At 70.0% G+C, this 14193-nt stretch carries 12 protein-coding genes; 4 read left to right on the top strand and 8 right to left on the bottom strand.

The window, feature by feature from the left end; all coding sequences use genetic code 11:
• Positions 1-12: 12 nt before the first annotated feature.
• The 7 genes from AB0C27_RS00165 to AB0C27_RS00195 form a co-directional block, all read right to left on the bottom strand.
• On the bottom strand, positions 13-909 hold the full coding sequence (locus AB0C27_RS00165) for a helix-turn-helix transcriptional regulator (RefSeq protein ID WP_357835342.1): 897 nt from the start codon (positions 907-909) through the stop codon (positions 13-15).
• A 138-nt stretch (positions 910-1047) separates the two neighbouring features.
• Positions 1048-1929, bottom strand: coding sequence for an aminoglycoside phosphotransferase family protein (locus AB0C27_RS00170; protein WP_357835345.1), 882 nt, complete (start codon positions 1927-1929; stop codon positions 1048-1050).
• 205 nt (positions 1930-2134) lie between these two features.
• Entirely contained in the window at positions 2135-4186 is a 2052-nt protein-coding gene (locus AB0C27_RS00175; protein WP_357835348.1) for a right-handed parallel beta-helix repeat-containing protein, read from the bottom strand.
• Between the two features lie 190 nt (positions 4187-4376).
• Entirely contained in the window at positions 4377-4853 is a 477-nt protein-coding gene (locus AB0C27_RS00180) for a (2Fe-2S)-binding protein (RefSeq protein ID WP_357835351.1), read from the bottom strand.
• Between the two features lie 15 nt (positions 4854-4868).
• The gene (locus tag AB0C27_RS00185) at positions 4869-7157 is read right to left on the bottom strand and encodes a molybdopterin cofactor-binding domain-containing protein (protein WP_357835354.1); all 2289 of its coding nucleotides are present in this window, start codon (positions 7155-7157) and stop codon (positions 4869-4871) included.
• An 8-nt stretch (positions 7158-7165) separates the two neighbouring features.
• Positions 7166-8377 (bottom strand): oxygenase MpaB family protein, encoded by a 1212-nt coding sequence (locus AB0C27_RS00190; protein ID WP_357835357.1) that lies wholly within the window; start codon positions 8375-8377, stop codon positions 7166-7168.
• Between the two features lie 44 nt (positions 8378-8421).
• Complete coding sequence (locus tag AB0C27_RS00195; protein WP_357835360.1) at positions 8422-9669, bottom strand: oxygenase MpaB family protein; 1248 nt, start codon at positions 9667-9669, stop codon at positions 8422-8424.
• Between the two features lie 181 nt (positions 9670-9850).
• Here AB0C27_RS00195 and AB0C27_RS00200 point away from each other — a divergent pair, with 181 nt between their 5' ends.
• Complete coding sequence (locus AB0C27_RS00200) at positions 9851-10540, top strand: helix-turn-helix domain-containing protein (protein ID WP_357837977.1); 690 nt, start codon at positions 9851-9853, stop codon at positions 10538-10540.
• On the opposite strand, the gene AB0C27_RS00205 is transcribed toward AB0C27_RS00200, so the two are convergent.
• The gene (locus AB0C27_RS00205; protein ID WP_357835364.1) at positions 10509-11462 is read right to left on the bottom strand and encodes a LacI family DNA-binding transcriptional regulator; all 954 of its coding nucleotides are present in this window, start codon (positions 11460-11462) and stop codon (positions 10509-10511) included. The genes AB0C27_RS00200 and AB0C27_RS00205 overlap by 32 nt on opposite strands.
• Positions 11463-11628: 166 nt before the next feature.
• Between AB0C27_RS00205 and AB0C27_RS00210 the strand changes: the two genes are divergently transcribed.
• Genes AB0C27_RS00210 through AB0C27_RS00220 form a run of 3 tightly spaced genes read left to right on the top strand, consistent with a single transcriptional unit; the run spans position 11629 to position 14182 of the window.
• Complete coding sequence (locus tag AB0C27_RS00210) at positions 11629-12420, top strand: ABC transporter permease (RefSeq protein WP_357835367.1); 792 nt, start codon at positions 11629-11631, stop codon at positions 12418-12420.
• Positions 12417-13208, top strand: coding sequence for an ABC transporter permease (locus AB0C27_RS00215; protein WP_357835370.1), 792 nt, complete (start codon positions 12417-12419; stop codon positions 13206-13208). The genes AB0C27_RS00210 and AB0C27_RS00215 overlap by 4 nt, the downstream gene beginning before the upstream one ends.
• A complete protein-coding gene (locus AB0C27_RS00220; RefSeq protein ID WP_357835373.1) occupies positions 13205-14182 on the top strand; it encodes an ABC transporter ATP-binding protein in 978 nt (325 codons plus the stop codon). Before AB0C27_RS00215 ends, AB0C27_RS00220 begins: the two co-directional genes overlap by 4 nt.
• Positions 14183-14193 lie beyond the last annotated feature (11 nt).

A 14193-nucleotide genomic window follows, 5' to 3' on the forward strand; every position in this document is an offset into this window, starting at 1 on the left:
CGCCCATCCTCCTCAGCCGCCGATGAGGTCGCGGGCCAGCGCCGCCGTCGCCGAGGCCGGCAGCGCGGCCACGCTGAGCTGGTCCATCAGGACGTGGTAGGGCAGCACGTCCGTGCTCTTGGTGAGGTATTGCGCCGTCGTCAGGTGTTCCATGCAGACGACGTCGGACAGCTCCTGCTGCGGGAAGCGCAGGATCGTGACGGGGCCGATGCCGCCGACGATGCCGCCGGAGGTGAACGGCAGCACCTGCACGCTCACATGCGGCTGCTCGGCCATCCGCGCCAGGTGCTCCCACTGGGCGTCCATCACGTCGTCGTCGGCCACGCGGCGGTGCAGGACGGCCTCGTCCATGACCACCCACAGCCGGTGCGCGTCCGGCCGGGCGAGCAGGCGCTGACGGCGCGCGCGCAGCGCGAGCCGCCGCTCTACCTGCCTGGGGGACGGCTTCGGCGAGCTCTGGCTGATCACCGCGCGGGCGTAGTCCTCGGTCTGCAGCAGGGCGGGCACCACGTGGACCGCGTAGGTGCGGATCAGGCAGGTGTCCTGCTCCAGCCCGAGGTACGACTCGAACCAGTCGGGGATCACGTCCCGGTATTCCTGCCACCATCGAGGCGCGTTGGCCTGCTCGACCATGGCGAGCAGGGTGCCTCGCTCGGCCTCGTCGCTGACGCCGTACAGGGTGAGCAGGTCGGCGATGTCGCGCGCCTTGAAGCCGGTGCGGCCGGCCTCCATCCGGCTGAGCTTCGACGCCGAGGCCCTGATGGCGTATCCGGCCTGCTCGCGGTCCATGCCACAGGCTTCGCGATGCTTACGGAGCTGTACGCCGATCAGAAGGCGGACGGCCGTGGACCCCGACCACGCGGGGGCCTCACGGGTGACGTCGCTGAGATCGTCGTCAGTCGTCGGCATGCAGTCTCCTCTATCGGGCGTGCCCCACCGCAGTTCATCCCTGAAACCCATCCTGCCACGCGAAAAACGTGTGTCGATCTCTTCGGCGGAAGTCGGCCTGTGACGCCGGGCCGGGCGCGCCGGGCGGACGGCCCGGCGTCAGCGCAACCGCGCGATCGCGGCCCTGAGGAAGTGGTCACGCCGGAGGGTGGCGTGGTGGCTGTACATCTCGGTCGGGGTGTTGAGCGCGGCCACGGCGTCCCAGTACGCGATGTCGTCGGCGCTCGTTCCGCGGGCCCGTCGCCAGCCCTCCAGTACATGGCCGGGGGCGTCGTCGTCGTAGCGGATCGCTACCTGTTTGCGCAGTTCGCCGAGGTCAACGCCGGGGTTGCCGACGCCGGCGGTCTTCCAGTCGATCAGGCCGCGCATCCCGTTGCCGGCGACCACCGTGTTGCCGGGCCACACGTCGCCGTGCACGAAGACGGCCGGCGTGCCGGGAGGCTCGATCGCCCGGACTCGGTCGTCGGCCAGGTCGAGCAGGGCGGTGGTCGGCATCCGTCCGGCTCGGCGGTCCTGGGCGAAATCGTCGACCGCGATGGGACGGGGGCGGAACGGGAGGTGCGGCGTCGGGTCGAGCGTGCCGGCGTGGACCCGGGCGAGCGCGGCGCCCGCCGCGAGGAGAAGTTCGGTGGAAGGCGCGGCAGGCCAGATGCTCGTCCCTGGCACGATGGTCTCCAGGCTCGCCGGCGTACCGGCCGCGCGGCCGTCGAGGTCGGCCGCGAGCAGGCGGGGCGCCGGCAGGCCGCGCTGCTCGGCAACGGCGAGTGCGGCTACGTTCGTCGCGATCTGGTCTGATGAGATGCGACTGCTCGGGGATCGGAGGACCACCGAGCGGGCCGAGCCCGAACAAAAAACCGCCGAACCGGTCGTGCCACCTCGCATCGTCAGGTCGATCCACCACGGGCTTTCGCCGCCGTGGAGGGAGCGGATGGCGCTGATCGCCGTCCGGCTGTCCAGTTGCTCCGCCAGCCAGGCGCGCAACTGCTCCGTCGGGCCTGGACCGTGTCTTCTACCCTTCCCGCACTGGACGACTGTGATCCGGATGCGGGTGTCTGTCAAGACCGTCCCGGACCCGGCGCGGCAAAGGGGCGCACACTTCGTGGGTCCGTGCGTCGATCTGCACACGGCACGCGGGCCCGCGTCGATTCGTGTACGTCGCGGGCCCGCGCTTCCGTGTCGGGGTCCGTTACCGCTGGTCGGCGATGACGATGTCGTCGAGGTGGAGGGAGTTGCCGGTGGCGCCGGTGCCGCTGGTCAGTTCCAGTGCGACGGTGGCGGTCCCCGCGGGTGCGGTGAACGAGGCCGTGAACTCCTGCCAGCTCGTGCTCAGCCCGCCGAGCGTGATCTCGTCGCTCCCCAGCGGCTGCTGACCGGAGTCGTACCAGCGCAACCGCAGCGTCGCCGTGGAGATCCCGGGAGTGCCCTGCCGGGCCCACACGCTGACCCGCTTGGCGCCGGGGATGGCGTCGAAGCCGGGCCAGTTGCCCAGTTGCACGCCCCATCCCCCGCCCTCGGTGACGTCGATCCGCAGGCCGTAAGCGCCCCCGTGGGCGGCTTCCGCGGCTCGCTGCACGGCGGAGCCGTACCAGGCGTCCCACTGGCCGATCGAGCCTTCGAGGGTCGCGGTGTCGGCGTCGAGGGCGTTGGGCACGGGCGGCGGCTCGGTCACGCCGTTGAGGGTGCTGTTGGCCTCCTGGTTGTACGGGGCCGAGCGCCAGGCGTTCCAGGAGATGGTCTCGCCCCAGCCCTTGGCGAACTTCCAGTTGCCCACGTAGGTGTTGTCGTGGAAGCTGTTGCCGCTGGTGTGCATGACGCTCTGCTGAATCTCCGCGACCGTGTACGGCATCCAGGGCAGATTGTCGGCCCCCTGGGCGTAAAGAGCCTGCACGCCGCAGTACGTTCCGGCGCAGGGCACGTTCGCCTGGTCGAAGCGGAACTCGTTGCCGAACACCTTGACGTTCTGCGAATGCCAGCGGCAGTCGCTGCGGAACGGCTCGTTCGCGATGGACGTGTAGCAGGGGTGAGTCGCGTTGATCGGGTCGAGATAGTCGCCGTCGTGCGGCGTGGGAATCACCGTGGGGGTGACGAACGGCGTGCAGTAACCCGTGCTGGTGTTTCCGTTGGAATTGCAGAAACGATTGGTGTTCTCGAAGATCGTGATGCCGGAGAAGTTGTCCTCGAAATAGTTGTCGTTGATGTTCAGGTCCGAGCTGCCGCTCGTTTCCGACGCGAGCCGGGCGTCACCGCCTGATTCCGAGATGTAGATGGCCGGGGCCGGCGAGCCCAGGTTCTCGTTGCCGGTCACCCAGGCGTTCCGCTTGAAGACGTTGCGGGTGATGGTGGCGTTGTAGCTGATCTCGTACCAGAGGCCGATGCTCTCGTTGTGCTCGATCCAGTTGCGGTCGAAGCGGAAGTCGATGTTGTTCGTGTCGGCCCAGAGGCCGACGCTCAGGTTGTCGTGGACGTAGTTCTCCGTGACGGTGGCACCGTTGACGTCCCAGAACTTCGCGCCGCCGGTGCAGCCGCACCCCTCGATCTCGCTCTCCCAGTCGTGCTGGTTGTTGGCGGCGATCTCGTTGTGGTGCACGACGAGGTTTTTGAGCGCGGAATCGCCTTCGACCGGGTCCTTGTACATGCTGATGCCGTACTGGCCGTTGTCTTTCAGGCAACTATTGCGGATCGTGTTGGCGCTGCCGAGGAACACCGCCGCGCCGTCGTTGTGGTGGGCGTAGAGGTTCTCCATCACCCAGCCGGTGCCGGAGTCGTGGTTGACGACGCCTTCGTTGTGGTTCCTGGTTTCGCCGCCGAAGTTGCGGATTTCCAGGTACGCGATGCGCACGTCGGAGGCGACGCCGCCGAAGGCGTATTTGTTGAGTCTCCTGCCGTCGAGGACGGCGCCCGGAGCTCCGATGAAGGCGCTGTTGTCACCGGGCATGATCTGGCTGAACTCGCCGTCGCCCAGCGTGTGCGTGCCCGGGGCGAACCAGTAGGTCTTGCCGGCCTGGCCGAAGTCGAGGCCGAGGTTGTCGCCCGCCGGGACCACGATGGCGCCTGACGGTGCGCTGGACGGGCCGTCCTGCCAGGTGGCGTTGTCACAGACTTTCATGGAGGCGGGTAACTCGGTGTACCAGCCGCCGGACGCCCGTTCCGCCTGAGCGGCGGGGGCGGCACTGGCCGGGGTGGCCCACAGGCCGGCGACCACCATGAGTAACGCGCCCACGACAACAGGGTGTCGCATGAATGCTCCCGTTCTACCGCTGACGTTCCTGCCGGCGGAGAGCTGACGATGTTGCCAGCGAAGATTAGCGCCAAGATCGCCTACGGGCTGGCGATTAACGTCAAGTCACACGGTCAAGAACCGTGACGACCGCCCTTGGCCTCGGGAAACAGGATTGACCATGATCAAGCCGCCCGGGTGCCCACCGTGGTCAATCCATCGCGGCGCCCGCTCTGATCGCCTCGCGGATGCGGAAATACGTACCGCAGCGGCAGATGTTACGCAGCCCGTCGAGATCGGCGTCGGTGATCTCGCGGCCTTCCTCGGCGACGCGGCGGACCAGCGCCACAGCGGCCATGATCTGGCCGGGCTGGCAGTAGCCGCACTGGGCGACGTCGTGGTCGAGCCAGGCCCGCTGCATGGGGTGCAGGTCCGCGCCGGCCGTGGCCGCGAGTCCTTCGATGGTCGTCACCTCGTCCGTCGGACGCAGCTCCTGCACGGGGATCGCGCAGGGGTTGATCGCCTTGCCGTTGAGGTGGCTGGTGCACGCCTTGCAGACGTTGATGCCGCAGCCGTACTTCGGGCCGGTGATGCCGAGAATGTCGCGCAGCACCCACAGCAGGCGCACGTCACCGGGGACGTCCACGGTGACCTGCTCGCCGTTGACGCGGAAGGTGTACTCGGGCACGTGGCGCTCCTCGCTTCAGCGGGCGTGGTCCAGGCCGTCGGCCGGGGACGGGGGGATGGGCGGGACGGTGGGTTTGGGGGTGAAAGAGAGCGTGCCGTGGCTGATCGGGAAGCTGGTCGGCATCGTTCCCGTGGCGCGGCCGTACGCGCACGCGACGGCGGCGGTGGAGGCGGCCACGGCCAGTTCGCCGGCGCCGCCGGGCTGCTCCGAGGTGCTGGGCATGACGATGATCCGCAGGTCGGGCGGGCTGTTCCACTGCCGGGTGTAGAAGTAGTTGTCCCAGCTCGCCTCGAGGAAGTGGCCGTCGCGCAGGTGCAGGCCGGCGGTCAGGGCCAGCGCGATGCCGTCCATGACGCCGCCCATCATCTGCGCCTCCAGGCCGCGCGGGTTGACGGCGAGGCCGACGTCCACGGCGAAGACGGCCTTGGTGACGCGCGGCCCGGACACGCCGTCGCGGATCGGGCGGTTGACGGTCTCCGGCCGGCAGTCGATCTCCACCAGGGCGGCGCTGACCGACTTGTACTCGGCGTGGAACGCGATGCCCTGCGCGGTGCCGGCCGGCATCGGCCGCCCCCATTCGCCGGCCTCGGCCACCCTCGCCAGCACCGCCCGCGCGCGGTCGTCGCGCAGGAAGTCGCGCCGGAACCGGTACGCGTCCTTGCCCGTCTTCGCGGCGAGCCGGTCCATGACGAGCTCACGGGCGCAGGCGACGTCGGGCGAGTAGACGTTGCGCATGCTGCCGGTGTTGAAGCCCTTGCCCGTCTCGCTGAGGAGTTGGCCGACGACGCCGAACGCGTACGGCATCTCCTGACTGAGCTGGAAGAACGTCTGCGCGAACCCGATGTCGCCCACCGGCAGCCGCGCGGCCATCGCGGTGATGATCTCGCCGAGGCCGTGGCCGAGGTCGGTGGAGACGCTGGTGTGGCGCTGCTCGTAGCCGAGCACGACGCCGCCGAGGTAGGCGACACGGACCCGCGAGGTGGCCATCGGATGAGTACGGCCCTGGCGGGAGTCGTCGGCGCGGTGCCACATGAGTTTGACGGGTTTGCCGACCTTCTGCGACACCTCGGCGGCTTCGAGCGCGGCGTCGAAGAAGAGCTTGCGCCCGAAGGAGCCGCCGCCTTCGACGACGTGCACGGTGACCTGGCCGGGCGGCATTCCGAGCCGCGCGGCGATGGCCTGGCGGGCCACGATGGGCGACTTCAGCGCGGACCAGATCTCGGCGCGATCGGCCCGTACGTCGGCGATGGCGCAGTTGGGCTCCAGCGCGCTGTTGCTGCGGAAGGCGAAGGTGAACGTGCCTTCGACGACCGGGGTGGGCGGTCTGGGGCCGAGCGGCAGTTCCGCGGCCTTCAGCTCCCGCAGCACGCTTTCGTCGGACTTGCCGTCCACGGTGCCGGGCCTCCAGGAGACCCGCAGAGCGCGTACGGCGTCGATGCACTGGCCGAACGTTTCGGCGCGGACCGCCACCCCCGTGGAGATCACCACGGCGTCGGTGACGCCCGGCATGGCCAGGACCTCGGCGAGGTTGGCCACCGAGCCGACCTTGCCGTTGATGGTCGGCGGCCGGCACACCATCGTGGGTTTCGCGCCCGGGACGTCCAGGTCCATGGTGAACTTCTTGCGCCCGGTCACCGCGTCCAGCGCGTCGATCCGGTTGTGCGGTGCGCCGATGACGGTGAAGTTCCGGCGTGGCGTGAGCTCCACCGCCACCCGCTCGGTGCGCGTGCCGGCGGCCTTCTCCGCGAGGGCGCCGATGCCGACGCGGTTGCCGGAGCGGTCGGTGATCGTCCCGGCCCGCAGGGTGAGATCGGTGACCGGCGAGCCGAGCTCGGCCGCCGCCGCTGCCAGCAGCCGGAGCCGGGCCACGGCGGCGGCGACGCGGATCGGGGTGTAGGTCGCGAAGGTCGTGTTCGATCCGCCGGTGAGCTGGTTGAAGACCAGTTCGGGGCGGGCGTCGGCGAGCGTGACCCGGACCCTTTCCACCGGTACGGACAGCTCCTCCGCGATCAGCATGGCCGTGGAGGTGGTGATGCCCTGCCCCACCTCGGCGCGCGGCAGCGCGAACGACACGGTGCCGTCCCCGTTCACCTCGACCGAGATGAGGCCCGAGGTCGGCAACGCCGCCGCGGTCATCAGGTCGTTGAGATCGAGCAGGTCCGTCAACTGCACTGAAGCCGCCGAATCAGGTCCTGAGGCAGGCGCCAGGTCGAGTCCGGCGGCCGTCACCAGCGTCGGCGCCGCCAGCACGTACCCGAGGAAGCGCCGCCGCCCGATGCCGTCGTCCGCGTGCGGTCCCGTCATCGCGCCGCTCACCCGGGCCGGTTGGCGGTGGGGATGTCGATCCTGGTCTCCTCGCCCTTGGTGAGGAAGAACAGGATGTACTGCCGTACGGCCTCGTCGATGACCCAGGCGACCTCCGGCACCAGCGGCAGTGGAATGAGCCCTTCGCGGAACCGGACGAGCTTCGGCCAGGTGGCGGCGATCAGCGGGTCCCACACCGGCTCGCGCCTGATGCCGTCCCAGTCGGCCACCTGGTTGCCGACCAGATAGCGGGCGAGCGCGTTGCACAGGGGCCGGCTGACGCTGAGCGGGCTGGTCTGCTCGGCGAGCTGGCCGAGCAGGATGTCGGTGAGGATGACGCCCTCGGGCGTCGGCCCCATGTTGCGGGGCAGGATCTGGTCGGACTGGGCGTTGGCGGCGTCCCAGGTGGCGGGGGTGTATTCGTCCTTGATGCCGAGCATGTGCGCGGTCACCTGCCACACGTGCAGGTACGCCTCCGACTCGGCGGCGCTGATCGGCACCTTCCATTCGCGCATCTTGCGCATCGCGAAGGTGGGCAGCGTGTGCCAGGTGACCAGCATGTCCTCCTGGCTGATCGGGATGTCGCCGTTCCAGTGGGGCGACTGCTGCAGCAGGTGCCGTACGGCCGCGTGCACCAGGCGGGTCTTCACCGCCTGGACCGCGCAGGAGCCGCCCGGCCGGTACGCGTTGAGCGACCCGACGGCGAACCCGAGGATGCTCGTCTTGGCGACCCGGTCCTCCATGTCGGCGCCGCCCTTGGAGTAGTAGACCGCGCGCGCCTCCTTGGGAATGGCGGTGCTGAGCATGCCGCCGCCCACGCCGTTGAGCAGGTTGAGGTAGAGCCCTCTGGACTTGTTGAACTCGGCCGCGGCCTCCAGTTTGCCCTGGTCCGCCCACGAGGGCAGCTGACGGGCCCGCTCCATGAACGCGCGCAGGTCCTCCGGCAGCCCGGCGGGTAACGGCTGGTCGTTGCGGTTCCAGTCCCACAGCAGCCGGTTGACCTCGGGCACGGCGCCGCGGTCGAGCAGCGAGGCGACCAGCGGGTCGGCCTCCTCGTCCCACACCCAGCGCGGGTCGGCGCCGGCGCCGGACCCGGCGACCGAGCCGGCCGGCGACCAGGTCCAGGGACGCGCGTGCGCCGGTGACGCCATGCCCAGCGCTCCGAGGGCTCCCAGGGCTCCGCCCGTCATCAGCATCTTGCGTCTGCTCAGCTCCGCCATGCTCTCGAACTCCTTTCGCGATCCCCCATGGACAGGCCCCCACGTCAGGACGGGCGGTTCGTCTCCGGAATCTCGATCCGGATCGGCCGCGCCTCCGACAGGAAGAGCAGCGCGGCCTTGCGCAGGAACTCGTCGAACAGCCAGTACGCCTCCGGCGCCAGCGGGAACGGCAGCAGCCCCTCGCGCACGGCGACGAACGGCCGCCAGGACAGCCTGAGCAGCGGGTCCCAGATCGGCTCCCTCGGGATTCTCAGCCAGCCGGCGATCTGGTCGCCGAGCATGAAGCGGGTGAACGCGCCGAGGATGGGCTTGGACAGGATGCCGGCGTCGACCGGGGTGCCGAGACCGAGCAGGATGTCGGCCAGCTTGATCCCCTCGGGCGTCGGCGCGAGCACCGGGTCCAGGACCTCCCGGGCCTGGGCGTCGGCCTCGGCCCACGACGCGGGGATGTACTCGTCCTTGATGCCGAGCATGTGCGCGGCCAGCTGCCACGAGTGCAGGAACGCCTCCGACTCGGCGGCCGGGATCGGCACCCTCCACGCGGTCAGCTTCTGCATGACGGTCGTGGGCAGGCTGTGCCAGGTGACCATCATGTCCCGCTGGCTGATCGGGATCTCCTCGTCGGCGACCTGCGGCCAGTGCGGCGACTGTGGCAGCAGGTGCCGTACGGCCGCGTGCACCAGCCGGGTCTTGACGCAGGTCACGATCATCTCGCCGTCGGGCGCGTAGGCGTTGCGCGACCCGACGTCGTAGCCGAGCTTGGCGGTCTTGGAGATGCGGTCCTTCATGTCCGCGCCGCCCTGGGAGTAGTAGACCGCGCGCGCCTCCTTGGGGATGACGGTGCTCATCATGCCGCTGGCCAGCCCGTACAGGACGCCGAGGTAGAGCCCGCGCTTCTCGTTGAACGTGAACGCGGTCGCGAGCTTGCCGTGGTCGGCCCACGCGGGCAGTTGCCTGGCCCGCTCCATGAAGTCACGCAGGTCCGCCGGCAGTCCGGCGGGCAGCGGCTGGCCGTTCTTGGTCCAGGTGCGTAACAGCTCGTTGACCCTGGGCACGTCGCCCCGGTCGAGCAGCGAGGCGACCAGTGGATCGGCCTCCTCGTCCCACACCCAGCGCGGATCGGTACCCGCCCCGGCGCCCGCCACCGAGCCTTCGGCCGACCACGTCCACGGGCCCTGCGCGTACGCCGGCACCGCCGCGCTCAGCGCGCCGAGCGCGCCCAGCGCACCACCGGCCATCAGCATGTCGCGCCTGCTGACCCTACCGTCGCGGCCGCCGCTCTCTCTGTCCATGCCCTGGTTCCTCCTCGCCGGAGTGGAGCACCCGTTGATACGATGAAACAAGAACCGCTTCTGTGTATCATGCTCATGACAGCACACTGTGAGGGGGATCACAAGAGCGCGCCGGCGACGGTGCGGAATGATGCAGAATCAACCGCAGGAGGTGATCGTGGAATCCGCGTGGTCAGGGCTCATGACGCCGTCGGACTCGGAGTCGCTGCTGGAACGTGCCTACCTCGACGCCGTCGAACAGGTCGATGACAGCGACGAGCTCCGCGCCCGCATCCTCGACGCCGCCTACGAGCAGTTCTGCCGGATGGGCATCAGGCGCTCCACGATGGAGGACGTCGCCCGCCGGGCCAAGGTCTCGCGCATCACCGTCTACCGGCGCTTCGCCACGAAGGACGCCCTGGTCGAGCACGTCGTGCGCCGGGAGTTCCGCCGCTACTTCGACCGCTTCCTCATCGACATCGAGCGGGCCGGCACCGCCGCCGACCGCGTGGTCCTGGGCTTCGTCAGCTCACTACGCGCCATCAGGAGCAACCCGCTGATCGGCGGCCTGATCACCGCCGAGCCCGACCTGCTCGTGCCCTCCATGATCGCCGACGGGGGCCGCACCCTCGCCACCGTGCGCCAGTTCGTGGCCGGCCAGCTCCGCCACGAGCAACGGGCGGGCCACGTCTCCGCCGACCTCGACACCGACCTCGTGGCCGAGATAATGGTCCGGATCTCCGCCTCGTTCCTGGCCACACCCAGCCAGGTCATCGACCTCGACGACGACGCCCAGCTCGCCGCCGTCGCCCGCCAGTTCCTGGTCCCCATGCTGCAACCCGCGACCGTGTCGACCCGCCCTAGCCGGAGGCCGACTCGATCGGGACGGTGAGCCGGCGTCTGACGGGTGCGGGCTCCCTGCGTTCGCCGAGCAGGTCCATGAGCTGGTCCATGGCGACCTCACCGAGCCGTTCGCCGTCCACGTCGATCGAGGGCACGTCGTGCAGGCCGAGGCTCTCGACGACCATGCGTTCCGAGCTGACCACCACGTCGCGGATCCCCCGGTTGAGCAGGGCGAACATGAGGCCGAGGCCGATCGAGGTGGCGTAGGGGACGACGGCGGTGGCTCGGGCGGCCACCACGGCGTCGGCGGCGTCCACGCCGGCGGCGAACGTCGAGGGGCAGGGGCCGAGCATGGTCAGCGTCGCGCCGCTCGGCTCGGCCGCGGCACGGATGGCGGCCTGGCGCTGGCGGTCCTGCCAGGAGCCTGCCGGGCCGCCGATGTAGACGATGCGCTCGTGGCCCTTGCCGGTGAACCAGGTGACGAGCGCGCCGAAGGCGGTGGCGGTGTCGGCGACGGCCGAGGTCATGCCGTCGATCTCGCGGTCGATGAGCACGGTCGGCTTGTACGACGCGGCGGCGCGGACGATCTCGTCCGACCCCCGGGGCGCGGTGAACAGGAAGCCGTCGACCTGGTGCGCGAGGTGTTCGACCGCGGCGAGCTGGGCCGGGTGCTCCAGGGAGTGCACCGCGATGGTCAGCTGCACGCCCGAGCCGGCCGCGCGAGCCTGGGCGCCGCCGATGATCGGGTTGAAGAAGGTGTTGTCGAGCGTCGGCACCACGACGGCGACCACCCCGGTCTTGCCCCGGGCCAGCTGGGTGGCGGCCCGGTTGGGGACGAATCCGAGCTGCTCGGCGGCGGCGCGGACGCGGGCCACCGTCTCGGGGGCGGCCAGGTCGGGCCGGCCCAGGGCGCGGGAGGCCGTCGCCTTGGAAACCCCGGCCAGCGCGGCGACGTCCGCGAGTGTGGGCACTGATGCTCCCTTGAGTCGTTACCTGGATTTCACACAGGGGTTTGTGCGCGAGGCCCCCCATAATCTATGGTCAGGCTCCTGGAACCGGTTCCGCAACCGGTTCCGCCCTACCGTACGCCATGCCAGAAAGGACGCCGACATCTCACGCTCATCGGCCCTTCTCCTGGTGCCCGGTCTCGTCCTGCTCGTCGTGGGTTTCCTCATCCCCTCGGCCGCGATGCTCTTCGCGCCGCCGGACGTGCCGACCGGCGAGATCTTCACGCGCCTGGGCGAGATGCTCACGGATCCGTACGACCTGGAGGTGATCGGGCGCACGGTCGGGCTCGCCCTGGCGGTCACGGTCATCTGCGTCGTCCTCGGTTTCCCCATCGCCTACTGGCTGGCCCGCTCGCCGTCGCGCTGGAGCGGCGTCCTGCTGGCAGTGGCGATCTTCCCACTGATGCTGAGCAACGTGGTGCGCACGTTCGGCTGGCTCGTGATCCTCGGCTCGAAAGGGGCGCTCGGGCGGCTGCTCGTGCAGCTCGGCGTCGTGGACGTGGCGCCGCAGCTGCTCTACACCAAGCCGGCGATCATCCTCGGCCTCACCCAGCTGTTCCTGCCGCTGGCGATCATCTCCTGCTACTCGGCCGTGGCCCAGGTCGATCCTGGCCTGGACGACGCCTCGCGCGGGCTCGGCGGGAGCCGGACGCGGACGATGTGGAGCATCGTCATCCCGCTCACCATGCCGGGCATCGTGGTGGCCGCGACCCTCGTCTTCGCGGGCTCCGTCACCGCCTACACCACGCCGTACCTGCTCGGCGGGTCGAGTCAGCGCATGCTCTCCACGCAGCTGTACTCGTACGCGACCACCACCGTCGACTGGGCGTCTGCCTCGGCGACGGCGCTCATCATGACGGTGCTGGTCTTCCTGGTCTCCGGGCTGTCGTCGCTGATCGGGCGGAAGGGGGCCACCTCGTGAAGCGGCCGATCACGGCGGCGCTGGCGGTCGTCGGTTACGTCATCATGATCGTGCCGATCGTCTTCGTGGTCGCCACCGCCTTCACCTCCGGCAGCACGCTGCGGTTCCCGCCCGACGGGTTCTCGCTGCGCTGGTTCGGCGAGGCGTTCGCGTACGAGCCGTTCGTCGAGGCCACGATCTCCAGCGTGCAGCTGGCCGTGCTCGCCGCCGCGCTCGCGCTGCTGATCGGCGTGCCCGCCACGCTCGCCATCCACCGGGGCAAGATCCCCGGCAAGGGGCTGGTGGAGGGGCTGTTCCTGTCGCCGCTCATCGTCCCGGAGCTGGTCGTCGGCCTCGCGCTGTTCCAGCAGCTCATGGTCGGCCTGGACCTGGACAACTTCACCGCCCTGCTGGTCGGGCACACGGCGCTGATGCTGCCGTACGCGGTGCGCGTCACCGGCGCCTCGCTCGCGCTGGCCGATCCCGCGCTGGAGGAGGCCGCCAGAGGTCTCGGCGCCTCGCCGCTGCGCGCGTTCCTCAACGTGACGCTGCCCGTCCTGCGGCCGGGGATCTTCTCCGCCGGGCTGCTCAGCGTGGTCACGTCGTTCAACAACGTGCCGCTGTCGCTGCTGCTGCAGGGACGCGACTTCCGGACGCTGCCGGTGACGATGCTCGACTACGTGCAGCAGTCCTACGACCCGATGGTCGCCGCCGCGTCCACCCTCATCCTGGCCGCGACTGTGGTCATCGCCGTGATCGCCGAGCGCACGGTCGGATTCGCCAAGATCTTCGGAGGGATCAGCAAATGACCGCCGCCGCCGAGTTGATCGGGGTCACGCAGAGGTTCGGCTCCTTCACCGCCGTGGACGCCGTCGATCTCGCCGTCCCGCCGGGCAAGCTGACGACGCTGCTGGGGCCGAGCGGCTGCGGCAAGACCACCACGCTCAGGATGATCGCGGGCTACTCGGCGCCGACGTCGGGGACGATCCGCATCGACGGGATCGACAGCACCCGCACGCCGCCGGAGAAGCGGAACCTCGGGATGGTCTTCCAGTCGTACGCGCTGTTCCCGCACATGACGGTGGCCGACAACGTCGGGTACGGGCTCAGGCTGCGCAAGGTGCCGGCCGCGGAGCGACGGGCGCGGGTGATGGAGACGCTCGAACTCGTCGGGCTCGCGCACCTGGCCGGCCGCAAGCCGAAGAAGCTGTCCGGTGGCCAGCAGCAGCGGGTGGCGCTGGCCAGGGCCATCGCGATCAGGCCCAAGCTGCTGCTGCTCGACGAGCCGCTGTCCAACCTCGACGCCCGCCTGCGGGTCCAGATGCGGACCGAGATCAGGCGCATCCAGGCCGAGACCGAGCTGACCGTCATCCTCGTCACCCATGACCAGGACGAGGCACTGGAGATGTCCGACGAGATGGTCATCATGAACGAGGGCAGGATCGTCCAGCAGGGCGCCCCTCAGCAGGTCTTCCCGCGCCCGGCCGACCGCTTCGTGGCCGAGTTCCTCGGTTACGAGAACTTCCTCACCGCGGCGGACGGCACTCCGCTGACCATCCGGCCCGAGCACCTGCGCATCGCCGAGCAGGGGCCCGGCCTGGCCGCGACGGTGGCCGACGTGGCCTTCCGCGGCGTCGACCTGCTGGTCTCGCTCGACGTCGTCGATCCGTCGGGGGCGACCGTCAGGCTGCTCGCCGACGTCCGTGGCGGCGCGGCTCCCGCCCCTGGGTCGAGCGTCACGGTGACCATGCCGGACGAGCACCTGATCCCGCTCCCTCGCTGAACCCCGACGAA

Origin of the sequence: Nonomuraea sp. NPDC048882 (assembly GCF_040649755.1) — a bacterium.
Taxonomy (GTDB): Bacteria; Actinomycetota; Actinomycetes; order Streptosporangiales; family Streptosporangiaceae; genus Nonomuraea; species Nonomuraea maheshkhaliensis.